The sequence below is a fragment of the Streptomyces sp. 7N604 genome (genome assembly GCF_052245475.1).
Classification (GTDB): domain Bacteria; phylum Actinomycetota; class Actinomycetes; order Streptomycetales; family Streptomycetaceae; genus Streptomyces.
The window spans coordinates 104,303-129,342 of the sequence record NZ_JBQQBX010000004.1 but is presented as its reverse complement, the minus strand read 5'-3'; the positions used below and the strand labels follow the sequence as shown (position 1 = coordinate 129,342).

The window sequence follows — 25,040 nt, the reverse complement described above, 5'->3', positions numbered from 1 at the left end:
CTCACTCCTCCCCCAGGATCTGCGGCACCTTGAAACGCTGCTGCTCCTGCGCCGGGGCGCCGGACAGGGCCTGCTCCTGGGTGAGCGAAGGTCGGACCTCGTCGGCCCGCATGACATTGGTCAGCGGCAGCGGGTGGGAGGTCGGGGGTACGTCCTCGTCGGCCACATCGGAAACGCGGGCGACCGCGCCGATGATCACGTCGAGCTGTTCGGCGAAGTGGTCGAGCTCTTCGTCCGTCAGCTCCAGACGTGACAGCCGGGCGAGGTGGGCGACCTCCTCGCGCGTGATGCCAGGCATGCAGCGATCCTCAGGGTGAGTGTGTAGGTTCCGGGCCAATCCTATGGCGGCGGCGACGGTGGTCGCGAAACCCTTTCGCCTCCCGCTGTGGGTTGAGGGCCACCGGGCTGCGCCCGGCACCGCTTCGTCCCCGCCCACCCGCCCCAAAATCAAGAAGGGGCCGCACCTCTTCACCCACCCCGCTCACCCACCCCGCGCAGCCTCCGCCCACCGCACCGGCGGCCCGCCCGCGGCGGGGCGGAGAAAGGCGCCCGCGCGGCGGGCAGCGCCCGCGGTGCTGTCCGGGGGTGCCCAAGCACGGGCCGACCGCAACGCGCGGTACGCCGGCCACGCAAGGGCCGTACGGGTCCGCGCCCGCGGCGGGGCGGATTCGCCTGGGCGTCTCGCCCGGCCGGGAGGGCTTCCCACCGCGGCGGGGTCCGGCCGTGCGCCGGACCGGCCGCGGTGTCAACGCACGGGACACCAGGCGCGCAAGGGGCGGTACGAGTCCGTGCGCGGCGGGTGCGGTTCGCCTGGGGCGGGTTTCCTGACCGGGAGGTCTTCCGTCGTAGCGGGTCCGGCGGCGCCGGACCGGCCGCCGGGAGATTTCCCGCCGCGGCGGGGCCCGGCCGTGCGCCGGACCGGCCGCAGGGTGCCGGGGGTGCGCACGGCGTACGGGGGCGCGCGGCCGGGCAGGTGCCACGTCGGGGGTTACTTGGGGGTTACTTCACCGGCTGGCCGGTGGGGCTTTCGGCGCCTTCGATCGCCGCGTGTTCAGGCTCCGGTTCGTCTTCGGTCTCGCCCGAGGCGAGGCGGTGCCAGCCGCGCTCGCCGCGCAGGCGGAGCCACGCCGTCGTCTCGTCCGGCGGCATCGCAGCGGCGACCAGCCAGCCCTGGACCGCGTCGCAGCCGAGGTCGCGGAGGCGCTCCCACGTCTCGTCGTCCTCGACGCCCTCCGCGACGACGAGCAGCCCGAGCGAGTGCGCGAGGTCGACGGTGCACCGGACGATCTCGGCGTCCTCGGTGTCGACCGCGAGACGGGCCACGAAAGACCGGTCGATCTTGAGCTCGCTCACCGGCAGCCGCCGCAGGTGCACCAGCGACGAGTAACCCGTGCCGAAGTCGTCGAGCGACATCTTCACGCCGTGGCCGGTCAGCCCGGCCAGGGTGTCCGCGGCGCGCTGCGGGTCCTCGAGCAGGACGTGTTCCGTGATCTCCAGCTGCAGCGCACCCGGCGGGACGCCGTGCCGGGCGAGCCGGGCGGCGACCGCGCCCGCAAAGCCGGGCGTATGGACGTCGCGCGGCGAGACGTTCACGGCGACCGGCACTTCAAGGCCCGAAGCGCGCCACTTGGCGACCTGGGCGAGCGCGGTCTCCAGGACGTACTCGGTGAGGTGCGGCATCAGGCCGGAGGACTCGGCGATGGCGATGAACTCGTCGGGGCTGACCCGGCCGCGCTCCGGATGCACCCACCGTACGAGCGCCTCGAGTCCCGCGACCCGCCCGTCGAAGCCGACCTTGGGCTGGTAGTGCAGCTCGACATCGCCCGCGTCGAGCGCGCGTCGCAGATCGCCCAGCAGACCAAGGCGGTCGGGGGTGTTGCCGTCCCGCTTCGCCTCGTACACCTCGACACCGCTGCGGTCCCGCTTGGCCTGGTACATCGCCACGTCGGCACGGCGCAGCAGCCCTTCGGCATCCAGCGCGTGCTCGGGGAAGACGGCGACTCCGGCGCTGGCCTCCAGGACGAGCGTGAGCCCGTCGAGGTCGAGCGGGGAGCCGAGGGCGGCGACGAGCTGGCGGGCCACGCGCGTGGCGCTGGTGGTGGAGTCGGCGGTGGGGAGGAGGACCGCGAACTCGTCGCCGCCGAGGCGGGCCGCCTCCGCGCCGCGGGGCAGGGCGACGCGCAGCCGCTCGGCGATCTGCAGCAGCAGGCGGTCTCCGGCCAGATGCCCGAGCGTGTCATTGACCGACCGGAACCGGTCGAGGTCGATCAGGACCAGTGCGGATCGCGCGCCGATCCGCTCGGCTTCGTCGAGCGCGGTCCAGGTGCGCTCCAGCAGCCACTGACGGTTCGGGAGCCCGGTGAGCGGGTCGCGGAGCTGCTCCTCCGCCCGGGCGCGGGCGATCCACAGCGTGGAGTCCAGGGCGATTAAGGGGACGGCGAACAGCGGCAGCAGCACCGGCTTGGCGACCGCCACGACGCAGATGAGGGGGGCGATGCCGAGCAGCGCAACTCCGACGAGTGCCTGCCGGGCCAGGGCCGTCCGGGCGATGGTCGGCAGCCCGCCGCCGCGCGGTGCCATCGAGGACCAGAGCAGGGCGCGGGTCACCGCGAGATACGCGAGCGCGGCCAGCACCACCTCGGGGAGGTCGAGGAAGCCCCAGGTCCGGGGCGACCAGGGCGCCTCGACGGTGGGCACGGTGCCGAAGGCGGCCAGCGTGAGCGCCGCGGCCCCGATGCCGAGGATGTCCACGGCGCCGTGCAACACCCCTTGTTTCCAGCGGTGCCTGCGGGCGGCGCTGACCAGGACCACGACAGCGAGGCTGACCAGTACGGCCGACACCCAGCCGTAGAGCAGCAGGACCGCGAGGGTGAGGGCGGCGCCGGAGCCGGTGCCGCCCCACCAGCGGTCACGGCCGAGCGCGACCAGATGGCCGACGATGATGCCGGTGAGGACGGCGAGCGACCAGCCGGCGGTGGCGTCGGGGAAGAGCGCATGCCCCTCGCCGAGCACCCGTACGACGCCGGTGACCAGGGCCAGTACGGCCAGGAGGATCACGGCGACCGGCATGCCGGGCACGGTGATCCGGCGCAGCCGTGACGCCGGATCGGCGCTTTCGGTGGGTTTCATCTCCCGTCCCTCTCACAGCCGGCGGTGCCCACGCCATGAAGCGGCACCCCTTCCGATGCCACCACGTCAGTTCCCACCGCGCAGCTGTGCACGGGAGGCGCACACTTCAACAGTAGGCTGCAAAACGCTTGAACGGGCAGCGATCGGCTGCGGTTGCCCGAATGCGACCCAGGAACCCGGAACGGTCCGGTATGCGCTGAACGGGTGATCTCTGACGGCTATTCGGCGGACGCCTCTGACATTTCGGCAACTTCCCGCGCCGCGCCCGGCCCTTGCTCGAGCAGCACCGCGAAGCCGTCCTCGTCAAGCACGGGCACCTTCAGCTGGAGGGCCTTGTCGTACTTCGATCCCGGGTTGTCACCCACGACGACGAAACCGGTCTTCTTCGAAACGGAACCGGCCACCTTCGCGCCGAGGTTCTGCAGCGCCTCCTTCGCGCCGTCGCGGGTGTACGAGTCGAGGGTGCCGGTGACGACGACCGTGAGGCCGTCGAGGGGCCGGGGCCCTCGCTCCTCGCCGCCCTCCTCCTCCAGCCGCACCCCGGCGGCCCGCCACTTCTCCACGATCTCGCGGTGCCAGTCCTCCTCGAACCACTGCTTCACCGAGGCCGCGATCCTCGGTCCGACCCCTTCTACAGCCGCAAGCTCGGCCTCGTCCGCCTGCGCGATCCGGTCCAGCGAGCGGAACTCTCTGGCCAGGGCCTCCGCCGCCACCGGGCCGACATGACGGATCGAGAGACCGGTGATGATCCGCGCGAGCGGGCGCTGCTTGGCGGCCTCGATGTTCTCCAGCATCGCCAGGGTGTTCTTCTTCGGCTCGCCCTTCTGGTTCGCGAAGAGGGTGACGACCTTCTCCTCGCCCGTCTTGGGGTCGCGCTTGGGCAGGCCGGTGTCCTGGTCCAGGACATACGACTTGATGGGCAGCAGCTGCTCGACCGTGAGGTTGAACAGATCGCCCTCGTCCGTCAGCGGGGGCTCGGACGGCTCCAGGGGCTGGGTGAGGGCGCTGGCCACCACATAGCCGAAGCTCTCGATGTCCAGGCATCTGCGGCCCGCGAGATAGAAGATCCGCTCCCGCAACTGGGCAGGACAGGACCGGGCGTTGGGGCAGCGCAGGTCGACATCGCCCTCCTTCTCGGGGCGCAGTTCGCTGCCGCAGTCCGGGCACCGGGCCGGCATCACGAACTCCCGCTCGGTGCCGTCCCGCAGGTCCACGACGGGACCGAGGATCTCCGGGATCACATCGCCCGCCTTGCGCAGCACGACGGTGTCCCCGATCAGCACGCCCTTGGCCTTGACCACGTCCTGGTTGTGCAGCGTGGCGAACTCGACCTCGGAGCCTGCGACCTTGACCGGCTCCACTACCGCGTAGGGCGTCACCCGGCCCGTTCGGCCCACGCCCACCCGGATGTCCACCAGCTTGGTGTTGACCTCCTCGGGCGCGTACTTCCACGCGATGGCCCAGCGAGGGGCGCGCGAGGTGGAGCCGAGGCGGCCCTGCAGCGGCACCTCGTCGAGCTTGACGACCACTCCGTCGATCTCGTGCTCCACCGAGTGGCGGTGCTCGCCGTAGTACGCGATGAACTCCCGCACGCCCTCCAGGGAGTCCACCACCTTGTACGCCTTCGCGGTGGGCAGGCCCCACTCGCGCAGCAGCCCGTACGCCTCCGACAGGCGGCTGATGCCGAAGCCCTCGCGGGCCCCGATACCGTGCACCACCATGTGGAGCGGGCGGGTGGCGGTGACCTTGGGGTCCTTCTGGCGCAGCGAACCGGCCGCGGCGTTGCGCGGGTTGGCGAACGGCGGCTTGCCCGCCTCCACCAGGGCCGCGTTGAGCTCCTCGAACTTCTCCATCGGGAAGAAGACCTCGCCGCGGATCTCCACAAGGTCCGGGATGCGGTCCCCGCGCAGCCGCTCCGGGATCTCGGCGATCGTACGGACGTTGGGCGTGATGTCCTCGCCCGTGCGGCCGTCGCCGCGGGTGGCGGCGCGGGTGAGCCGCCCGCGCTCGTAGGTGAGGTTGACGGCGAGGCCGTCGACCTTGAGCTCGCACAGGAAGTGATAGGAGGAATCGCCCAGTTCGCGGGCGATCCTGTCGACCCAGGACTCCAGCTCCGCATCGTCGAAGGCGTTGTCGAGGCTGAGCATCCGCTCGCGGTGCTGGACGGCGGTGAACTCGGTCTCGTACTGCCCGGCGACCTTCTGGGTGGGAGAGTCGGGGGTGCGCAGCTCCGGATACTCGTTCTCCAGCGCCTCAAGGGACCGCAGGAGCTGGTCGAACTCCGCGTCGCTGATGACCGGGGCGTCCTTCACGTAGTACCGGAAGCGGTGCTCCTCGACCTGCTCAGCGAGCTGTCGGTGCTGTTCCCGCATCTCGGCGGGCACTGTCGCCTGCTGTTCGCCAGCCACCGTTGCATCCTCCCGTCACTCAGGGTTGTCCGCGAGCGATCTCGCCGCCCGGACGCAGTGGGCGAGCGCCGCGCGGGCGTACCCCGGCGAGGCACCCGCGAGACCGCACGCCGGAGTGATCACCACGGACTCGCTCAGTGTCCCCGGCGACAGCCCCAGCCTGCGCCACAGCGTCCTGACACCCCCGACGCTACCGGCAGGGTCTGACAATGGACCGTCCGTGCCCGGCACGATTCCTGCGAAGAGCGCCGTGCCGCCCTCGACGGCCTCGCCGATCTGTTCCTCGTCACGCTCCGTGAGAAGTCCGAGATCGAAGGAGATGCCGGTGGCCCCGGCACGCCGCAGCAGCCCGAACGGCACGTCCGGCGCGCAGGAGTGGACGACGGCCGGGCCGTCCCCGGCCACGGCGAGCACGTCCCGGAGCGCGCCCTCGACCACGGCCCGGTCGACGGCCCGGTGCGTGCGGTAGCCGCTGGCTGTCTTCACCCGGCCGCGCAGCACGTCGGTGAGCGACGGCTCGTCGAGCTGCAGGACGGCCTGGGCGCCCGGCACTCGCCTGCGCACCTCGGCGAGGTGGCCCCGCAGCCCCTCGGCCAGCGACCCGGCGAGGTCCCGGCAGGCTCCCGCGTCGGACAGGGCGGCCTCGCCGTTCTTCAGCTCCAGCGCGGCCGCGAGTGTCCACGGTCCGACGGCCTGCACCTTCAGCGGGCCCTCGTAGCCCTGGGTGAACTCCTCGAGCGCGTCGAGGTCCTCGCCCAGCCAGGACCAGGCGCGCCGGGTGTCCCGGCCCGGCCGGTCACCGAACCGCCAGCCGCTCGGCTCCACGCGCGCGTACATCTCGGCCAGCAGCCCCGCCGTACGGCCGATCATGTCCGCGCCGGGCCCGCGGGCGGGGAGTTCCGGCAGGTGCGGGAACTCCTCCAGCGACCCGGTGACCGTCTTCGCGGCCTCCCGCGCGTCCGTCCCCGGCATCGACCCGACGCCGGTGGCGGTCGCCGGGCGCCAAGGAGAGTTCATGCCCGTCATGCCGCTCACCGCCCCGGCCGTACGGACAGGTCCGTGATCTCGGCGTCGCGCGGCAGGTCCAGGGCGGTCAGGATCGTCGTCGCGACCGAGGCGGGGTCGATCCAGCGGGACTCGTCGTACGCCTTGCCCTCCTGCCGGTGTACGTCGGCCTGCATGGCTGTGGCCGTACGGCCGGGGTAGACGGAGGTGACGCGCACACCGTTGTCGTGCTCCTCGGCGCGGAGGGAGTCGGCCAGCGCCTTGAGGCCGTGCTTGCTGGCGGCGTAGGCGCCCCACTGGGCGTTGGCCCGCAGCCCGGCGCCGGAGTTGACGAACACCACATGGCCGCGGGTGGCCCGCAGTTGGGGCAGCAGCAGCCGGGTCAGCTCCGCGGGGGCAACGAGGTTGGCGGCGAGCTGCGCGTTCCACGCCTTGGGGGTCAACTCGCCGATGTCGCCGAGTTCCACGACGCCCGCGATGTGCAGGAGCGAGTCGAGCCGGTCCGGGAGCTCCTGGTGGCTCAGCGCCCAGGACAGCTTCTCCGGGTTGGCCAGGTCTCCGACGACCGTACGGGCCCCGGCGAAGCGCCGCTCCAGCTCCTTGGCGCGGCCCGCGTCACGCGCCAGCAGCCACAGCTCGTCACCCCGCTCGGCCAGCCGCTCGGTGACCTTCGCGCCGATGCCGGAGCCCGCTCCGGTGATCAGATGTGCAGTCATGGACCCAGCTTGCCGCACGGTGAGGACCGGCCTTGCAACCGGCCACTGCCGTGCGTGAACGCTTACGCAGCGCTACCCCTTGGCTCGCCCTCAGCTCTGCGCCGCGGCTGTCAGCTCTGCGCCGCCGCCCTCAGCTCTGCGCCGCGGCCGCCCGCTCCCGCCGCTCCGTCGTCGCGATCGTCGCGGAGCCGACGACGCGCGTGCCCTCGTAGAGGACGACCGCCTGGCCCGGGGCCACGCCGCGGACGGGCTCGGAGAAGGTCACGCGCAGCGCGCCGTCCACCAGCTCCGCGCTGACCTCGGTCTCGCCGCCGTGGGCGCGCAGCTGCGCGGTGTACGTGCCGGGTCCTGGAGGGGGCGTGCCACACCAGCGGGGCTTGGTGCCGGTGAGGGCGATGACGTCGAGGGCCTCGGAGGGGCCGACAGTGACGGTGTTGTCCACCGGGGAGATGTCCAGGACGTAGCGCGGCTTGCCGTCGGGGGCGGGGACGCCGAGGCGCAGGCCCTTGCGCTGGCCGATGGTGTAGCCGTACGCGCCGGAGTGGGTGCCCAGCTTGGCGCCGTTCTCGTCGACGATGTCGCCCTCGGCCGTGCCGAGACGGCGCGTGAGGAAGCCCTGGGTGTCGCCGTCGGCGATGAAGCAGATGTCGTGGCTGTCCGGCTTCTTGGCCACGGCGAGGCCGCGGGCCTCTGCCTCCGCGCGGATCTCGTCCTTGGTGGTACGGGTGTCGCCGAGCGGGAACATCGCGTGGGCCAGCTGGCGCTCGTCAAGGACCCCGAGGACGTACGACTGGTCCTTGGCCATGTCGGTGGCGCGGTGCAGCTCGCGGGTACCGTCCTCGCGGACGTCCACGCGCGCGTAGTGGCCGGTGCAGACGGCGTCGAAGCCGAGGGCGAGGGCCTTGTCCAGCAGCGCAGCGAACTTGATCTTCTCGTTGCAGCGCAGGCAGGGGTTGGGCGTGCGGCCCGCCGCGTACTCGGCGACGAAGTCCTCGACGACGTCCTGCCGGAACCGGTCGGCGAGATCCCAGACGTAGAAGGGGATGCCGATCACGTCGGCCGCCCGGCGCGCGTCGCGGGAGTCCTCGATCGTGCAGCAGCCGCGGGCTCCGGTCCTGAAGGACTGCGGGTTGGCGGAGAGGGCGAGGTGGACGCCGGTCACGTCGTGACCCGCCTCGGCGGCGCGGGCCGCGGCGACTGCGGAGTCGACGCCGCCGGACATGGCGGCGAGTACACGGAGGCGGCGCCCGTCGCTGGGACCGGTCGGTGCGCCTGGGAAGTTGTTCATAGCTCTACCAGAGTAAGGGGAACCAGCCGGGGCCCCGAAAGCGTTATCGGTGCGGTGAACGGCAGACGGGCTGTGGCCGGGGAACGACGGCGTACGTGCCGGGGCCGGGGAGAGCCGGGGAGGAGGGGGGCGGATGGAGCAGCGGACCGGCGAGGACGCCCGCAAGGTCAGCCGTGAAAGCTACGACAGCGACGACAACCCTGAACGTCACGACAGCCGTGGAAACCGCGACCGCCGTGACCGCCGTACGGGCATCGGCCGCCGTGGTCTGCTGATCGGCGGCGCGGCGTTGCTGGGCACGGCCGGTTCGGCCGGTTACGTGGCGGCGGAGGGCCCTCCCCGGTGGTGGTGGCGCCTGCCGGGCGTGGACAAGCCCCGCAAGGAGGGCGAGCTCGACCACAGGGGCGCCGAGTGGATACCGGCCTCGACCGCCAACTGGCGCCGCGCGGACCGGCCCGCCGACTACGTGATCGACCGTGTGGTCATCCATGTCGTGCAGGGCAGCTACGCGGTGGCGCTCAAGGTCTTCCAGGATCCGGAGCACGGCGCCGCCTCTCACTACGTGGTGCGCAAGGACGGGCATGTCGCGCAGATGATCCGCGAGCTCGATGTCGCGTATCACGCGGGGAACCTGGGCTACAACGAGCGCAGCGTCGGGATCGAGCACGAGGGCTTCGTGGACCGTCCGGGCTCGTTCACCGACGCGATGTACCGCTCGTCGGCGCGCCTGGCCGCCGGGATCTGCGCGCGGTACGGCATAACGAGGGACCGCGAGCACATCGTCGGCCACGTGGAGGTGCCCGGGACCGACCACACCGACCCGGGCCCGCACTGGGACTGGGACCGCTACATGAAGCTCATACGCGAGGCCTGATCCCCCGACCCGCGGCCCTGCCGCGTTACGACAGACCCGCGGTGCGTGCCCGCTCGACGGCCGGGCCGATCGCCTCGGCGACCGCGTCCACGTCCTCGGCCGTGGAGGTGTGGCCGAACGAGAAGCGAAGGGTGCCGCGGGCCAGGTCCGGGTCCGTGCCGGTGGCCAGCAGGACGTGGCTGGGCTGCGCGACCCCTGCGGTGCAGGCCGAGCCGGTGGAGCACTCGATGCCCTGAGCGTCCAGGAGCAGCAGCAGCGAGTCGCCCTCGCAGCCGGGGAAGGAGAAGTGCGCGTTGGCGGGCAGCCTGCCCGCCGGGTCCGGATCGCCGCCCAGGACGGCGTCCGGAACCGCCGTACGGACGGCGGTGATCAGCTTGTCGCGCAGCGCGCCGATCTCGCGGGCGAAGTCGTCGTGGTGCCCGGCGGCGTGCCCGGCCGCGGCCGCGAACGCCGCGACGGCGGGCACATCGAGGGTGCCGGAGCGTACGTGCCGCTCCTGCCCGCCGCCGTGGAGGAGCGGGACCGGGGCCTCCTCGCGGCGCAGCAGGAGCGCGCCGATGCCGTACGGGCCGCCGATCTTGTGCCCGCTGACGGTCATCGCGGCGAGGCCGGAGGCCGCGAAGTCGACCGGCAGCTGCCCGAAGGCCTGCACGGCGTCCGCGTGCAGCGGAATCCCGAACTCACCGGCCGCGTCGGCGAGTTCGCGCACCGGCATGACCGTGCCGATCTCGTTGTTGGCCCACATGACGGTCGCGAGCGCGACGTCCGAGGGATCGCGGGCGATGGCCTCGCGCAGCGCATCCGCGTGGACCCGGCCGTACGGGTCGACCGGCAGATACTCGACGCGCGCGCCCTCGTGCTCGGCGAGCCAGTCGACGGCGTCGAGCACCGCGTGGTGCTCGACCGGGCTGGCCAGCACCCGCGTGCGCCGCTGGTCGGCAGCCCTGCGGGCCCAGTACAGCCCCTTGACGGCGAGGTTGTCGGACTCCGTGCCGCCCGCGGTGAAGACCACTTCGCTGGGCCGCGCGCCCAGCGCGGCGGCGAGGACTTCGCGGGACTCCTCGACCGTACGGCGGGCTCGCCGCCCGGCCGCGTGCAGGGAGGAGGCGTTCCCGGTGACGGTCAGCTGGGCGGTCATCGCCTGCACCGCCTCCGGGAGCATCGGGGTGGTGGCGGCGTGGTCGAGGTAGGCCATGATGCCCCCGATTCTACGAGCGCGGCCCGGGCCTCCGCCCCGCGCCCGCGGCGCCGGGCGCCGTCAGGCGTCAGAGCCGAGCGCCTCAGGCAATCAGGGCCGAGCGCCTCAGGCGATCAGGGCCGAGCGCCTCAGGCGATCAGGGCCGAGCGCCTCAGGCGATCAGGGCCGGACGCCGTCAGGCGATCACGGCCCGCGCCAGCTGGCGGGATTGGGCCACCAGGCGGTCCTCGCTGTCCCAGACCTCCGCGTCCTCCTCCAGGAGACCGCCCGCGAGATTCCGGGTGGTGACCGCCACCCGCAGCGGGCCCGGCGCGGGGCGGTGGCGTATGTGGACGGTGAGTTCGAGGGTGGGAACCCATCCCATGAGGCCGAGTTCGAAGGCGGTGGGCGGCAGGGCGTCAACGGCGAGCAACAGGGAGAGCGGGTCGGCGTCCCGCCCGTCGGCCAGGCCGAACCAGGCGCGCATCTCGCCCCGTCCGGACGGCGCCCCCACGGCCCAGCCCGCCGTGGCCGGGTCGAGCCGCAGGTCGAGGCGGTCGGTGATCGCCGTGCTGCCGGGGATGGGCGAGGAGCCGTCCGGCGCGTCCCCGCGGCCGAGGCAGTGCTCGTACGGCGGGATGGCCGGCGGCTCGGCGGACGTACGGACGTCATGGGGCAGGGCGGACAGGTCCCCGTAGTGGGCGGTGACGCGGATGCGCTCGACCTCGGCGCCGTCCTCGTCGCGCTGGAACAGGGAGGCCTGGCCGGTGGACATGCTCCGCCCGGCGCGCACGGTCTCGGTGCGGATCTCGGCCGGTCCCGGCCGCGATGCAGTGAGGTAGTGGGCGGTGATCGTGAGCGGGTCGGGGTGCGGGAGCGCCTCGCCCAGGGCCCGGCCGAGCAGCGCGAGCAGATAGCCGCCGTTGACGGCGTGGATGATCGTCCAGCCCTCGGAGAGCTCGACGCCGTAGACCCCCGGGGCGCGGCGCGTGACCGTCGTGTCGCGGTCGAACTCGCTGTCCCCGATGGTTGCCTGTGCGATGCCCTGTGCCATGGGCATGCAGGCTACACGGATTTATTACTCGCGGGTAGCCCCATTTTCAACAACATCCCGGGACCTGAGATGATGCGCCGGTGCTCCGGCGGCTGGGGCACGGACCGACGCTGGGAAAGATCATGCTGCACGTGCTGTACCTGGTGGGCGTCTCGGCGTTCGCGGCGAGCGGGGTGCTCGCCGCACACCGGGCGAACATGGATCCGTTCGGCGGGCTGGCGCTGGCCTTCGCCGCCTCCATCTCGGGCGGCACGCTGCGGGATCTGATGCTCAACCGGCACCCGCTGTACTGGACGCACGACTGGGTGCTGCTGACCGTGATCATGGGGGTCGGCGTGGCCACCATCGCGTATCTGCGCTTCTGGCAGCTGCCCCAGCGCTCCCTGCTGGTCGTCGACGCGACCGGGCTCGCGGTCGTGACGGTGATCGGCGCCCGCGCGGCCATCGACTCGGACGTCACGCCCCTCGCCGTGGTCATCTTCGGCGTCATCACCGGGGTGACGGGCGAGGTGATCCGCGACGTGCTGTGCGGGGAGTTCCCGCCGCTGCTGCTCCGCGAGGACGTGTACGCGACGGCCGCGGCGGCCGGAGCCGCGCTCTATCTCGCGCTCGACGCGGCGGGCGTGAGCGACGAGCCGAACGCCGCTCTGTCGGCGGGGCTGGTCTTCGCCCTGCGCATCGCCGCCGTCTACTTCGGGCTGCACCTGCCGCGGCCGCACGGCAACCGGCCGGACCGGACCGCGTAAACCGGCAGGTGCCCGGCACTGCCCCTGCGGTGCCCCGGCGCGCGCCGGGGCACCGTACGGCTCCTCAGGCGTCGCCCTTCTCGGCCTTGACGACCTGCACAGCCTCCGCCGCACCCGGCAGCGGGGCGTCCGCCGGCGCCTGGTCCGGCGCGTTCTCCGGGTGGTGGCAGGCCACCTGGTGCCCCGTCTTCAGCGCCAGCAGCGGCGGCTCCTGCGTCTTGCAGATCTCCGTTGCCTTCCAGCAGCGAGTGTGGAACCGGCAGCCGCTCGGCGGCGAGATCGGCGAGGGAACGTCGCCCTGGAGCAGGATGCGGTCGCGCTTGGCACGCCGCTTGGGGTCCGGCACCGGCACCGCGGAGAGCAGGGCGCGGGTGTACGGGTGCATGGGCGACTCGTACAGCGACTTGCGGTCGGTCAGCTCGACGATCTTGCCGAGGTACATCACCGCGATCCGGTCCGAGACGTGCCGGATGACCGACAGGTCATGGGCGATGATCACGTACGTCAGGCCCATCTCGTCCTGGAGGTCGTCCAGCAGGTTGACCACCTGGGCCTGGATCGACACGTCGAGCGCGGAGACCGGCTCGTCCGCCACCACCAGCTTCGGCTTCAGGGCCAGCGCCCGCGCGATGCCGATGCGCTGCCGCTGACCGCCGGAGAACTCGTGCGGATAGCGGTTGTAGTGCTCGGGGTTGAGCCCGACGATCTCCAGGAGGCGCTGGACCTCGCGCTTGACGCCGCCTTCCGGCCGCACCCCCTGCAGCCTGAAGGGGGCGCTGACGATGGCGCCGACCGTGTGCCGCGGGTTCAGCGACGAGTACGGGTCCTGGAAGATCATCTGGACGTCCCGGCGCAGCGGGCGCATCCTGCCCGTGCTCAGGTGCGTGATGTCCTGTCCCTCGAACTCGACCTTCCCGCCGGAGGGTTCGAGCAGCCGGGTGATCAGCCGGCCCATGGTCGACTTGCCACAGCCGGACTCGCCGACGACGCCGAGGGTCTCCCCCGCCCGTACGTCGAAGTCGATGCCGTCGACCGCCTTGACCGCGCCCACCTGGCGTTTGAGCACACCCTTGGTGATGGGGAAGTGCTTCTTCAGGCCCGTCACCCTGAGCAGGGGCTCACCGGGTGCCGGGTCCGCCTTGGTCACAGCGGTCCCGGCCGCGCCGGCCTGGTCGGGGATCGTCATGTGCTCGTCCTCGCTCACAGCTTCGGCGCAATCTCTTCGGTCCAGATCCGCTGCCGGTCCTCCGGCGACATGTGGCAGGCGGAGAAGTGGCCGCTGCCCACCTCGCGCAGCTCGGGCCGCTCGGTGCGGGTGACACCGCCCTTGGGTACGTCCGCGTACGGGCAGCGCGGGTTGAAGGCGCAGCCGCTCGGGACGTTGATCAGCGACGGCGGGGCCCCTTCGACCGGGATCAGCCGCTCGGTCTGCTCCTTGTCGATGCGCGGCATCGAGCCGAGCAGGCCCCAGGTGTACGGGTGCCGGGGCTCGTAGAAGACCTTCTCGGCGCTTCCCCGCTCCACGCACCGGCCGCCGTACATCACCAGGATGTCGTCGGCCAGCTCGGCGACGACGCCCAGGTCGTGGGTGATGATGATGACCGCGGAGCCGAACTCCTTCTGCAGGTCCCGGATCAGGTCGAGGATCTGCGCCTGGACAGTGACGTCGAGGGCGGTCGTCGGCTCGTCGGCGATCAGCAGCTCGGGGTTGTTGACCAGCGCCATCGCGATCATCGCGCGCTGCCGCATACCGCCGGAGAACTCGTGCGGATAGGCGTCGATCCGCTTGTCGGGCTGCGGGATGCCGACCCGGTCGAGCATCTCGATCGCGCGCTTGCGGGCGACCTTCTTGTCCACGTCGTTGTGGACCCGGTACGCCTCCACGATCTGCTTGCCGATGGTGTAGTACGGGTGCAGCGCGGAGAGCGGGTCCTGGAAGATCATGGCCATCTCACGGCCGCGCAGCTTCCGCACCCGGTCCGGGTCGGCGGAGAGCAGTTCCTCGCCGTCCAGCCAGATCTCGCCGGATATCCGCGCCTTCTGCCGCCCGTACTGCCCGGCGGTGTGCAGGCCCATGATGCCGAGCGAGGTGACGGACTTGCCGGAGCCGGACTCCCCGACGATGCCGAGCGTCTTGCCCTTCTCCAGCTGGAAGCTGAGTCCGTCGACGGACTTGACGAGACCGTCGTCGGTGGGGAAGTGCACGTGCAGATCGCGTACTTCGAGGAACGCCCTGGGCGGGGCGGAGTCGGTGACCGGTTCACCCACCGCCGCGCCGGTCTTGCTCAGGTGGTCGGTCATCCCAGCCTCACTCGGGGGTCGATCACGCCGTACAGGATGTCCACGATGAGGTTGGCGACGACCACCGCCGTCGCGGTGATCAGTGTGACACCGAGGATCACCGGCAGGTCGCGCTCACTGATCGCCTTGAGCACGGCCTGGCCGAGCCCGGGGAGGCTGAACGTGGTCTCGGTCAGGATCGCGCCGCCCATCAGCGCGCCCAGGTCGATGCCGAGCAGCGTGAGCACCGGGGTCATGGCGGAGCGCATGGCGTGCTTGCCGATGACGACGGGCTCGCGCAGCCCCTTGGCGCGGGCGGTGCGGATGTAGTCCTCGCCCATGATCTCCAGCATGGTGGCGCGGGTGATCCGGGCGTACATCGCCGCGTACAGGAACGCAAGGGTCAGCCAGGGCAGGATCATGCCGCCGATCCAGCCGGAGAAGCTGTCCTCCAGGGGTACGAACTGACCGTTGATCCAGCCGAGTCCGTAACTGAAGATCGCCAGCGACAGCAGGCCGGTGAAGTAGATCGGCAGCGAGACGCCGGAGAGGGCGACCATCATCGCCGAGCGGTCCCACACCGTCCCCCGTTTGAGCGCGGAGAGCACACCGGCGGCGATGCCGCCGATGACCCACAGGATGGCGGCGCCGACGGCCAGCGACAGGGTCACCGGCAGGCGGTCGGCGAGCACCGGCCAGATGGCCTGCTCACTGCGGAAGGAGTAGCCGAAGCAGGGCGCCGCGCACTGTGTGACGTCGCCGCCGCCCGAGTAAGTGCGGCCGACGAAGATGCCCTTGAAGAACTCCACGAGCTGGACGTAGATCGGGTCGTCCAGCTGGAGCTTCTGCCGGATGCCCTCCAGCGCCGCCGCATCGGACTGCTTGCCGACGTACATCGTGGCCGGGTCGACGCCCGTCCACTTGGGGATCAAGAAGAAGATGCCGAAGACCACCAGCATGATGACCACCAGCATCACTGCGACGGCGAACAGCCGCCTGATGAGGTATGCGAGCACTGCTCTTCGGTCCGGCGGCGGGCCGCGGGGTCACCGGAGATTGTCCAGTGCCCCGCGGCCGCGCCGCTCAGACCTTCACCTGCCCTTCGTGCAGTACGGCGGGTGTGCCGGTGGGGTTACTTCACGCCCAGGTTGACGAAGTCGTACATGCCGCTGTACGAGTCCGTCGTGTAGACATTGGTCAACCGGCCGGAGCGCCAGTTGATGAACTTCTCGAAGACGAAGGGCAGGTAGTACCCGCCTTCCATCACCTGATGGTTGATGTCCTTGGCGAGCTGTTCCTTCTTCGCCTCGTCCAGTTCGGTGACGAACTTGTCGAAGTTGGCGTCGATCGCCTTGTCCTTGATCATCGCGTAGTTGTTGTTGCCGTTGGACAGGATGTACTTGCTGTCCCACAGCGGCTGGCCGTAGCCCTGGACCGACGGGAAGTCCGGGCCCCAGCCCATGATGATGATCCCGTAGTTCTTCTTCTTGACGACGTCCGGGTTGCCGATGATGCCGGTGGTCTGCGAACCGTCGTACTGGTCGATGTCGACGTCGATGCCGATCTTCTTCAGCGACGCCTGCAGCGACTCGGCGGTGGCCACCTCGACCGGCTTGTTGTTGCGGACCGCGATGGTGGTCTTGAAGCCGTTCGGCTTGCCGCAGGCCTTCAGCGCCTTCTTGGCCTCGGCGGTGTTGGGCTTGCCATCGTTCTTGGCGGTGCCGTACGGGTCGTACTTCTGGCCCTCGGAGCCCGGCACCGTGGGCGGCAGCATGTTGGTGCCGATGTCACCGCCCGCCAGGGGGCCGCCACGCGCGGTCTGCAGCGACTTGTGGTCGGCTCCGTAGATCACGGCCTTGCGGCACTCGATGTTGTCGAACGGCTTCACGGTCTGCGGGAAGACCGCGTACCGGATGTAGCCGGAGACCGGGTTGTCCAGGTTGTCCTTGTGCTGCTTCAGCGCCTTCGTACGACCCTGCGGGGACAGACCGGTCTGGTTGATGTCCAGGTCGTAGTCGCCTGAGATCAGGCGGTTGTCCATGTCGTCGGCGTTGGTGAACAGATTGAGCGTGATCTTGTCCGGGTACGCCTTGCGGACCGGGTCGGAGGACTGCTTCCAGTTCTCGTTGCGGACCAGCACCAGGGACTTGTTCGGCGTGTACGACTGGAACTTGTACGGGCCCGAGGAGAACGGCTTCAGACCGTACTTGGACTTGGTGTCCTTGTCCTGCCGCACCGGCGAGGCCGAGGTGAGCGCCAGCATCTCCTCGAAGTCACTGTTCGGGGAGGGCAGCTTGAAGACGATGGTCTTGTCGTCCGGCGTCTCGATGGCCTTCAGACCCAGCTTGTCCTTGGACTTGTCCTTGTACGGGCCCTTGTACTCGCCCTTCGGGTCCAGCGTGTCCTTCAGGTAGACCGGACCGCCGGAGAGGACGTCCTGGGCCCAGACGCGCTCGATGCCGTACTTGATGTCCTTGGAGGTGATCGGCTTGCCGTCCTCCCAGGTGATCCCGTCGCGCAGGGTGTACGTGTACGTCTTCCCGCCGTCGGCGACCTTGGCCTTGCTGGTGGCGAGGTCGGGGACGAGCTCGGTGCCCTTCGCGCCCGGCTCCGTCGCGCTGGTCACCAGCTGGCGGCTGTAGTAGCGCATGAAGTTCCAGGCGAAGCCGTAATAGCCGCGCGTGGGGTCCCAGGAGTCAGCGTCCTGGACACCGGCGAACTTCAGCGTGCCGCCCTTCTTGGTCGAGGCATTGGCGACCTTGTTGTTGCCGGCGTTGAAGCCCGCGGCCCCGCTCTTGTCGTCGCCGCCACCGCCGCCACACGCCGCTGTGGACAGCAGCGCCGCGACCACGACGGCCGACGCCGCGACCTGCGCGCGTCGCCCTCTTGTGCGTTGGGTTGTCACGATCTCGGATCCTCCGTGTCAGTCACGGCCCGCACGCTGCGCGGGGCCGGGGGGTACAGGCTTGGTGGGGGGTCAGCGGGTTCCCTTCGGGTCGAGCGCATCGCGTACGCCGTCGCCGAAGAGATTGAAGGCCAGCACGGTGACGAAGATCGCCAGACCCGGGATCAGCATGTACATCGGATCCGAGTCGTAGTAACTCACCGCGGTGGAGAGCATCTGGCCCCAGGAAGCGGTGGGCGGCTTGACGCCCACGCCGAGGAAGCTGAGCGCCGCCTCCGTGAGGATGTTGGTCGGGATCATCAGCGTGGTGTAGACGATGATCGGCGCGATGAGGTTGGGCAGCAGCTCCTTGAAGAGGATGTAGCGCCGCCCGGCGCCCAGGCTGCGCGCCGCCTCGACGTACTCCCGCTCTCGGAGCGAGAGCGTCTGCCCGCGCACGATGCGGCCGACGTAGGGCCAGCCGAAGAACCCGATCACCAGGATCATCACCAGCATGCGTACGCCCGTGCCCTCGAGGCCGAGCAGCTGGTTGGGCATCACCGAGACCAGCGCGATGATGAACAGCAGCTGCGGGAAGGAGAGGAGCATGTCCATCACGCGGCTGATCACGGCGTCGAGCCAGCCGCGGAAGTAGCCTGCCAGGATGCCCAGCACGGTGCCGAAGACGACCGCGACCACAGCGGACAGGAAGCCGACCAGCAGGGAGATGCGGGCGCCGTAGACGATCCGGCTGAAGACGTCGCGGCCGTTGACCGGCTCGACTCCCAGCAGATGGTCCGCGCTGATGCCGCCCCAGGAGCCGGAGGGGGTGCTGAACAGCGGGTCGATCAGGTCCTCGTGATGCTCATTCGGGTCATGGCCGAACAGGCTGGTGATCAGCGGCGCGAAGACCGCGACCACGATCAGGAAGAGCACCACACAACCACCGGCGAGCGCCAGCTTGTCCCGCTTCAGCCGGTTCCAGGCGATGCGCCCCAGCGAACGGCCCTCGACGGCCTTCTTCGTGACGTCCGCGGCAACAGCGGCATCTCCGGCCTCAACCGGGGCCGTGTCGTGCATAGGTGCCGTCATCGTGGTGGGGACCCCTCTCGCCGGCGGTGGCCGGCCCAAGCCTGCCGCTGTAGCGGCTCTGATCTTCACTTCACACAAAGGGCTGACTCGAGCGTCGCTCGCCTCCGGGGCACTTGACCCGCGTAGACGCTTTCTCGTCGCGTTCGACACCGGCGCGCCCTTTGGCTGAACGTACTGCCCGGCGAACGTGAGTCTTCATCGCGTTTGCGATCAGTCGCCAGAGTTCCCGGGGAAAGGATGCGCAACTGTGATGTGGCCTGGGGAGTTCCGATTAACGAACACGGGGGCCGACTGAGCGGCCGGGCGACCTCAGCGGAGGCCGGGGGCAAATCCACCCGGACTTCCACGTTTTGACAGAGAGAATGCCGCGAAACGGACCTCTCGCCAGCCATGCGCGGGTGTGAGTCCAGATGCTGAACCGGCGAAAAAGCCCTGAATGGGCATTCAGTAAGCCCGCGGAGCCGGGCCCGGCTGCCACCCGTGCGGAGCCGAAGTGCCCCCGGTGGGCCCCGCGGGTGGGTAGCCGTAACCGGGGGCCGGAGCGGCGGGGGCGACGGACGGGTCCTGCAACGCCTGCGTGCCGTACGCGTCGCGGTCGAAGAAGGGCCGCGCGTTGGCCCGCAGCCACATCGCCACCGGGTCGTACTCGTCGGACATCGCAACGGTCGACACCGGCAGCCCGTCCGGCACCGCCCCGATCGACTGCTGCATCATCACCCGCGCCGACTCCACGGCCGGCGGACTCGTGTCGTACAGATCGAGGCCGATGGCGAGATACGGCGCGCCGAGCGCGGGCTGCACCCAGGCGCGGCGCAGGGAGCGCACGGCGGGCGTGCGGTGCGCATTCTGCGTCAGAAGGGCGTAGAACTGGGCGATTTCGATGGTCGGTTCCGACAGCCGGAGCGGGCCTGCGGGCAGCCGGTCGAGGCCCGCGGCGATCCGGCGCAGGTCTGCCCAGGGGATGCCGACGCCGCCGCCCGGGGCGTGCGGGTTGAGCCACAGGCCCCAGCGGTCGGGGTAGAGGGACGCGGCGATGTCGTGGCCGGAGACGACTTCGTGGGCGCGGTTCCAGCCGCTGGCGGCAAGCTCCTGGGCCGAGGTGACGCAGGGCGCGTAGCCGAGACCCTCGACCTCCATGTTCCCGTACTGGGCGTCCGGCGATCCGGGCGCACCGTGCCAGAGCAGCATCCAGACCTGGCCCTCGGCGAGGGCGCGCAGCAGCGCCTCGTAGGCGTCGTACCGCCCGGGCGTCACCTGCCGCAGCATCTGCTCGACGGCCCCGGCCGCCGCCGTGCTGCCTCCCGCACTCACTGGCTCCCGCCCCTTCTCCTCAAGCACCGCACGGCCTTCAGGACCCGTGCGTGCGCCCGGCCCGCTCATCCAACCAGCTTACGGAGGTCCGCGCGGTGAGCTCTACGCGGTGTGGAACGGGCGCACCCGCTCCAGCATCCAGTCGCCGACCGGGTCCTGGGCTACGTCCAGCAGCACCAGTTGTACGGGCCAGGGCACGGGAACCGCGCCGAGCGCGCGGCCGAGGGCGTGCAGGACGGCATCCCGGGCGTGCGGCTCCCAGCGCACGAGTTCGACGCCGACGAAGAGCGCGGGGGCGTCCCCCTCGACGCTGGCGAGGGCGCGGCGAGCGGTGCGTACGAGCCCGGTGGTGGCGAACTCGCCCGCGGCGGCGGCGAGAAAGTCGACCGGCTCGTCCTGCCAGTCGGGCTCGAAGAGCCGCACCCGGCCGCCGGTGGCCGGGCCGTCGAGCTCGGTGCGCCCGATGCGGCAGAGCTCGGCGACGGCGGGGGGCGGCAGCGGGACGCCGACCGCGCCGCCGGGGTTGACGGCGATGCCGAGCTGCGGCGGGAGGCCGCGGGCGAACTCGCGGGCGGGCGCGATGGTGAAGGACATATGGGCGCCGACGGCCTGGAGGAACTGCTGCTCGGAGCTGAACACCGGGACGTAGGCGCGGCCTTCGATCTCGACAGTGGGCAGGTCGAGGTCGCGGCTCTCGCGGCTGCCGCCCTCGGGGAGCGGCACCCAGACGTGGCTGCGGCCGAGCACCTCGACGAGGCGGGGGCCGGCGCCGGGGACTCCGAGGGAGGCGGCGAGCACCTCTTCGAGCTCGTTGCAGGGGAAGCCCGAGGGAGTTCCGGGAGGACCGGCGGGCCTGGAGGGGGCGTGACCGGCGGGCTGGGAGAGATCGTAGGGACCGTCGTCAAGACCGGAGTGTGCCCCGTTGGAAGGCACTCCCTCGGGGGGAACGGAGCCGTAAAAACCGGAGTGCGCTCCCTCGGAAGGCACTCCCTCGGGAGGAATGGAGTAGCCGTGCTGCTCCGTCGTGTTCACCGGGCCCACCACCGTCTCGTACGAACCGCACACGCACCCTAACGGCTGCACCCGCGGGCCCTCCCGGGGGCCGCCCGAACCGCGGCGAAAGCCCAGGTCACACGTGACGGCGGGAAGAGGCGGAGGACACCGCGGGGCCGTCGCTCTCCGTAGCGACAAGTTGCACTCGGTGGCGGGGCTCCGGACGGTGGTCGTGAAACCGATGAACACCCGAAGGGAGCACTCCCATGCCGATGCGTATACCCCGGAAGGCCGGCGTCCTCGTCTCGTCCGCCGTGTGCGGCGCGCTCGTGGCGGGCACCGGCGCCGCCGTGGCCGTCTCCGAGACGGGAACCCCCGCACGCTCCGCGCCCGAGAGGAAGGCGCCCGGGGCTCAGCTGCCCGGCGCCGACGCGCTGCTCGGCCAGGCCAAGCTGCTCGGCGACCTGGGCGGTGTGACCCGGCCCGTCAACGATCTCGTACTGGCCGTGCTCCAGTCCCCGGACGGCAGGCTGCCGGCCGCAGAGGCGAACCGCTACGGCGAGGAGATCAGGAGGGCACTCGCCTCCGTCACGCAGGCGCCCGCCGTGCCGCCCGCCACCCAGCCCGCGCCCGGCCAGGACCCGGCCATCCTCCCGGCCTACGACGTGCCCGGCGCCGTGGACCCCGCCACGGATCCCGCCGCGAACGCCGCCGACCCGGCCGCCGCCCCCGCCGCGAACGCCGCCGACCCGGGCCAGGACCTCAAGGCCAAGGCCGTCGCCGACTTCGAGACGAGACTCGACGCGCTGCTCAGGGCGATTCCCGCGGGCGATGAGAGCGTGACCGCGGCCGCGGTCCAGGAACTCCTCACCGGCACGGTCAACGTGGTCGCCAGCGTCATGGTCGGCGGCGGGCTGCCCGCGGCGAATCTGGACGGGCTGCCGCCGATGCCCCAGGTCCCGGGTGCCCCGCAGGCCCCGAGCTCCCCCGCCAACCCCGAGGTCCCGGCTTCTCCCGAGGTCCCGGCTTCTCCCGAGGTCCCGGTCGCCCCGGAGGCCCCGGCCTCCCCCGACCTCCCGAGCGCGCCCCCGTCCCCGGCGGCGCCGACCCTGCCCGCCGGCTGGCCCGCGCAGTAGCGGGAGCCGGTCAGCGGGCCGCTCGAAGCCACCCGGAGCCCGCCACCCGGAGCCCGCCACAAGCGGGCTGCGCAAAGCCGGCTGCGCGCGTTACTCGAAGCCGATGCTCTTCAGGGCGCTCGCGGCGCCGCGGTTCAGCAGCACGGCCGAGGTGCAGCCGTCCGGCAGCCGTCCGCGCTCCGCGTCCGCGACCAGCCGCCCCACGGCGCCGCGGTGCCGCGCGAAGGCATAGCGGGAGACGCCGCGGCCGCGCGAGGCCTGGCCCTCAAGGGCGACCTCCGGCGGGACGTCGAGCAGCGCCATGTGCAGGGAGCGGCCCCGGCGGCGCGCGTCGCGCGCCAGCCAGCGGCGCACCCAGGCGAGGGTGCCGCAGTCGTGCACGACGACGCTGTCACCCGAGGCGAGGGCCCGGTACAGCCGGGCGTAGTGGGCGACCCGCACCAGGGGCCGGTACAGGGCGTACGGGATCATGGCGGGCATGGCGCGCTCCCAGCGGTCGCGCATGTCCTGCGAGTCCACGCGGCGCACCCGGCCGCCACGCCGGTCGAGGCCCGCGACGGCCCGCCTGATCAGCGTGCTCTTGCCGCTGCCCGGCAGCCCGGAGACGACGAGCACGTCACCGGCCGAGTAGCACAGCTCGTACCCCGCGGCCTGGCCGCCGCGCAGATCGAGCGCGGGCGACGACCGGCGGCCCGGCCTGACCGCTTCCCCGGCGACGGCCTGGAGAACGGGCAGCTCCGGCCGACCGGGCAGCGGGCCGCGCGCGACCTCGCTCGTCGTCGCGTACGCACTGTCCCTGTGCACCGTGATCGTCCTCCCCGTCCGGTCCGGTCACTGCGCCCTGACCCGAAGACTGTCAAGAAAAGGTAATGCCGTAAACCTCGATACCTCGGGACCGGACCGTCCGAACCTCGCGCGGCCGTGCAATGATGTCGGCGCCAACTCCATACCGGCCGTTAGAACCCGCGCGGGAGAGTCCCCGGACCGGCAGTTGTGCCGGGCACCGGGGCGCCGAAGGAGCAAGTCCTCCCTTGAATCTCTCAGGCCCCGTACCGCGCGGGCTAGGCACATCTGAAAAGCGGGCCGCCGCGTGCGGCCCCACCCAAGGTGCAAGCCCGTAGCCCCGACGCGTGATCCGGGGTCGTGGCGAACCTCTCAGGTTCCGATGACAGATGGGGAGGCTGTGTTCTCTTCGACACCAGCCTCGCCACCCCTGCCCGGGAGCCTGAAAACATGACCGAAGCCCAACGCCGTACGCCGCTCGACGCGCTGCACCGCGCGCTCGGCGCGACCATGACCGACTTCGCGGGCTGGGACATGCCGCTGCGCTACGGAAGCGAGCGCGACGAGCACGTCGCCGTCCGCACCCGCGCCGGACTCTTCGACCTCTCCCACATGGGCGAGATCACCCTGACCGGGCCGCAGGCCGGTGAGGTCCTGGACTACGCGCTGGTCGGCCACCTCTCGGCCCTGGCCGTGGGCCGCGCCCGCTACACCATGATCTGCAACGCCGAGGGCGGCATCCTCGACGACCTGATCGTCTACCGGCTGGGGGGTGAGCTGGGCAGTCCCGCTGGCTTCGCCGGGGGCACCCCCACCTCGCCGAAGGCGGGCGAGGAGGGAGAATTCATGGTGGTGGCCAACGCCTCCAACGCGCAGGTGGTGCTGGACGCGCTCACCGAGCGCGCGCAGGGCTTCGACGCGACCGTGCGGGACGACCGGGAGGCCTACGCGCTGATCGCCGTCCAGGGCCCCGAGTCCCCAGGCATCCTCAAGTCCCTGACCGACGCCGACCTGGACGGGCTGAAGTACTACGCGGGCCTGCCCGGCACCGTCGCCGGCGTGGACGCACTCATCGCCCGCACCGGATACACCGGCGAGGACGGCTTCGAGCTCTTCGTCGCGCCGGGCGACGCGGAGGCCCTGTGGCAGGCGCTGACCGAGGCGGGAGCCGCGGTGGGACTGGTGCCGTGCGGCCTTTCCTGCCGGGACACCCTGCGCCTGGAGGCGGGCATGCCGCTGTACGGGCACGAGCTCACGACCTCGACCACCCCCTTCGACGCGGGCCTCGGCCGGGTCGTGAAGTTCGAGAAGAGCGGTGACTTCGTCGGCCGTACGGCGCTGGAGGCCGCGGCGAAGCGGGCCGAGTCCAGCCCGCCGCGCAAGCTGGTCGGCCTGATCGCTTCCGGCCGCAGGGTGCCGCGCGCCGGGTACGCCGTGGTCTCCGCCGAGTCGGGAAGCGTGATCGGCGAGGTCACGTCCGGCGCCCCGTCGCCGACCCTCGGCAAGCCGATCGCGATCGCGTACGTGGACGCCGACCGCGCCGAGCCGGGCACGGCGGGCGTCGCGGTGGACATCCGCGGCAGCCACGAGCCGTACGAGGTCGTGGCGCTCCCCTTCTACAAGCGGCGGCGCTGACGCCCGCCAAGTGGCGCCGCCTCGCGCGGACCCCGGCGTCCGTTCCATGACAGCGCGTCCCACCTGTCAAGACCCGTCACCGAGCACTCCCCCCGATCCAGGAGAATTCAGATCATGAGCAACCCCCAGCAGCTTCGCTACAGCAAGGAGCACGAGTGGCTCACCGCCGCTGACGCGGACGGTGTGTCGACCGTGGGCATCACCGCGCACGCCGCTGACGCGCTCGGTGACGTCGTCTTCGTCCAGCTCCCGGAGGTCGGCGACACCGTCACCGCGGGCGACGCCTGCGGCGAGCTGGAGTCGACCAAGTCCGTGAGCGACCTGTACGCGCCGGTCTCGGGCGAGGTCACGGCCGTCAACCAGGACGTCGTGGACGACCCGGCGCTGGTGAACTCCGCCCCCTTCGAGGGCGGCTGGCTGTTCAAGGTACGGGTGAGCGACGAGCCCGCCGACCTGCTCTCCGCCGACGAGTACACCGCCTTCATCGGCAGCTGAACCCGCCGAACCTGCCGAACCTGCTGAACTCGCT

21 protein-coding genes and 1 riboswitch are annotated in these 25,040 nt (G+C 71.4%); of the genes, 5 read left to right on the top strand and 16 right to left on the bottom strand.

Annotated elements, in window-relative coordinates; all coding sequences use genetic code 11:
* Position 1 precedes the first annotated feature (1 nt).
* The 6 genes from gatC to mnmA form a co-directional block, all read right to left on the bottom strand.
* Positions 2 to 298: an Asp-tRNA(Asn)/Glu-tRNA(Gln) amidotransferase subunit GatC gene (gatC, locus tag ACTWP8_RS05840; RefSeq protein ID WP_443321064.1), complete on the bottom strand. Its 297-nt coding sequence runs from the start codon at positions 296 to 298 to the stop codon at positions 2 to 4.
* A 701-nt stretch (positions 299 to 999) separates the two neighbouring features.
* On the bottom strand, positions 1,000 to 3,129 hold the full coding sequence (locus ACTWP8_RS05835) for a putative bifunctional diguanylate cyclase/phosphodiesterase (RefSeq protein WP_443321063.1): 2,130 nt from the start codon (positions 3,127 to 3,129) through the stop codon (positions 1,000 to 1,002).
* Between the two features lie 218 nt (positions 3,130 to 3,347).
* Positions 3,348 to 5,537 carry an NAD-dependent DNA ligase LigA gene (ligA, locus tag ACTWP8_RS05830; RefSeq protein ID WP_443321062.1) on the bottom strand — a complete coding sequence of 730 codons (2,190 nt, stop codon included), beginning with the start codon at positions 5,535 to 5,537 and terminating at the stop codon, positions 3,348 to 3,350.
* 15 nt (positions 5,538 to 5,552) lie between these two features.
* Complete coding sequence (locus ACTWP8_RS05825) at positions 5,553 to 6,563, bottom strand: methionine synthase (protein WP_443321205.1); 1,011 nt, start codon at positions 6,561 to 6,563, stop codon at positions 5,553 to 5,555.
* Positions 6,564 to 6,568: 5 nt separating this feature from the next.
* Positions 6,569 to 7,258, bottom strand: a complete 690-nt coding sequence (locus ACTWP8_RS05820) for an SDR family oxidoreductase (protein WP_443321061.1) — start codon at positions 7,256 to 7,258, stop codon at positions 6,569 to 6,571.
* Between the two features lie 130 nt (positions 7,259 to 7,388).
* On the bottom strand, positions 7,389 to 8,546 hold the full coding sequence (gene mnmA / locus ACTWP8_RS05815) for a tRNA 2-thiouridine(34) synthase MnmA (RefSeq protein ID WP_443321060.1): 1,158 nt from the start codon (positions 8,544 to 8,546) through the stop codon (positions 7,389 to 7,391).
* A gap of 133 nt (positions 8,547 to 8,679) precedes the next feature.
* Here mnmA and ACTWP8_RS05810 point away from each other — a divergent pair, with 133 nt between their 5' ends.
* Positions 8,680 to 9,420, top strand: coding sequence for an N-acetylmuramoyl-L-alanine amidase (locus tag ACTWP8_RS05810; RefSeq protein ID WP_443321059.1), 741 nt, complete (start codon positions 8,680 to 8,682; stop codon positions 9,418 to 9,420).
* A 25-nt stretch (positions 9,421 to 9,445) separates the two neighbouring features.
* On the opposite strand, the gene ACTWP8_RS05805 is transcribed toward ACTWP8_RS05810, so the two are convergent.
* Both ACTWP8_RS05805 and ACTWP8_RS05800 read right to left on the bottom strand, forming a co-directional pair.
* Positions 9,446 to 10,615: a cysteine desulfurase family protein gene (locus ACTWP8_RS05805; protein WP_443321058.1), complete on the bottom strand. Its 1,170-nt coding sequence runs from the start codon at positions 10,613 to 10,615 to the stop codon at positions 9,446 to 9,448.
* Between the two features lie 178 nt (positions 10,616 to 10,793).
* Positions 10,794 to 11,651: a thioesterase family protein gene (locus tag ACTWP8_RS05800; protein ID WP_443321057.1), complete on the bottom strand. Its 858-nt coding sequence runs from the start codon at positions 11,649 to 11,651 to the stop codon at positions 10,794 to 10,796.
* Between the two features lie 122 nt (positions 11,652 to 11,773).
* Between ACTWP8_RS05800 and ACTWP8_RS05795 the strand changes: the two genes are divergently transcribed.
* Positions 11,774 to 12,397 (top strand): trimeric intracellular cation channel family protein, encoded by a 624-nt coding sequence (locus ACTWP8_RS05795; RefSeq protein WP_443321204.1) that lies wholly within the window; start codon positions 11,774 to 11,776, stop codon positions 12,395 to 12,397.
* 64 nt (positions 12,398 to 12,461) lie between these two features.
* Here ACTWP8_RS05795 and ACTWP8_RS05790 read toward each other — a convergent pair whose 3' ends face one another.
* From ACTWP8_RS05790 to ACTWP8_RS05760, 7 genes are all read right to left on the bottom strand, one after another.
* Complete coding sequence (locus ACTWP8_RS05790; RefSeq protein ID WP_443321056.1) at positions 12,462 to 13,583, bottom strand: ABC transporter ATP-binding protein; 1,122 nt, start codon at positions 13,581 to 13,583, stop codon at positions 12,462 to 12,464.
* 14 nt (positions 13,584 to 13,597) lie between these two features.
* Complete coding sequence (locus ACTWP8_RS05785) at positions 13,598 to 14,698, bottom strand: ABC transporter ATP-binding protein (protein WP_443321055.1); 1,101 nt, start codon at positions 14,696 to 14,698, stop codon at positions 13,598 to 13,600.
* Positions 14,695 to 15,693 carry an ABC transporter permease gene (locus tag ACTWP8_RS05780; protein WP_443321054.1) on the bottom strand — a complete coding sequence of 333 codons (999 nt, stop codon included), beginning with the start codon at positions 15,691 to 15,693 and terminating at the stop codon, positions 14,695 to 14,697. Before ACTWP8_RS05780 ends, ACTWP8_RS05785 begins: the two co-directional genes overlap by 4 nt.
* Positions 15,694 to 15,809: 116 nt before the next feature.
* On the bottom strand, positions 15,810 to 17,582 hold the full coding sequence (locus ACTWP8_RS05775) for an ABC transporter substrate-binding protein (protein ID WP_443321053.1): 1,773 nt from the start codon (positions 17,580 to 17,582) through the stop codon (positions 15,810 to 15,812).
* A gap of 72 nt (positions 17,583 to 17,654) precedes the next feature.
* Entirely contained in the window at positions 17,655 to 18,653 is a 999-nt protein-coding gene (locus tag ACTWP8_RS05770) for an ABC transporter permease (RefSeq protein ID WP_443321052.1), read from the bottom strand.
* A 444-nt stretch (positions 18,654 to 19,097) separates the two neighbouring features.
* The gene (locus ACTWP8_RS05765) at positions 19,098 to 19,964 is read right to left on the bottom strand and encodes an enhanced serine sensitivity protein SseB C-terminal domain-containing protein (protein WP_443321203.1); all 867 of its coding nucleotides are present in this window, start codon (positions 19,962 to 19,964) and stop codon (positions 19,098 to 19,100) included.
* Between the two features lie 102 nt (positions 19,965 to 20,066).
* Positions 20,067 to 20,762, bottom strand: coding sequence for an enhanced serine sensitivity protein SseB (locus ACTWP8_RS05760; protein ID WP_443321202.1), 696 nt, complete (start codon positions 20,760 to 20,762; stop codon positions 20,067 to 20,069).
* Positions 20,763 to 21,223: 461 nt separating this feature from the next.
* Here ACTWP8_RS05760 and ACTWP8_RS05755 point away from each other — a divergent pair, with 461 nt between their 5' ends.
* Entirely contained in the window at positions 21,224 to 22,093 is an 870-nt protein-coding gene (locus ACTWP8_RS05755; protein WP_443321051.1) for a hypothetical protein, read from the top strand.
* A gap of 90 nt (positions 22,094 to 22,183) precedes the next feature.
* On the opposite strand, the gene ACTWP8_RS05750 is transcribed toward ACTWP8_RS05755, so the two are convergent.
* The gene (locus tag ACTWP8_RS05750; RefSeq protein ID WP_443321201.1) at positions 22,184 to 22,903 is read right to left on the bottom strand and encodes an AAA family ATPase; all 720 of its coding nucleotides are present in this window, start codon (positions 22,901 to 22,903) and stop codon (positions 22,184 to 22,186) included.
* A 148-nt stretch (positions 22,904 to 23,051) separates the two neighbouring features.
* Positions 23,052 to 23,158, top strand: a riboswitch (glycine riboswitch).
* A gap of 168 nt (positions 23,159 to 23,326) precedes the next feature.
* On the opposite strand from ACTWP8_RS05750, the gene gcvT reads away from it, so the two are divergent.
* Positions 23,327 to 24,511 (top strand): glycine cleavage system aminomethyltransferase GcvT, encoded by a 1,185-nt coding sequence (gene gcvT, locus ACTWP8_RS05745; RefSeq protein WP_443321050.1) that lies wholly within the window; start codon positions 23,327 to 23,329, stop codon positions 24,509 to 24,511.
* 114 nt (positions 24,512 to 24,625) lie between these two features.
* Positions 24,626 to 25,006, top strand: coding sequence for a glycine cleavage system protein GcvH (gene gcvH / locus ACTWP8_RS05740; protein ID WP_443321049.1), 381 nt, complete (start codon positions 24,626 to 24,628; stop codon positions 25,004 to 25,006).
* The last annotated feature ends 34 nt before the right edge of the window (positions 25,007 to 25,040 follow it).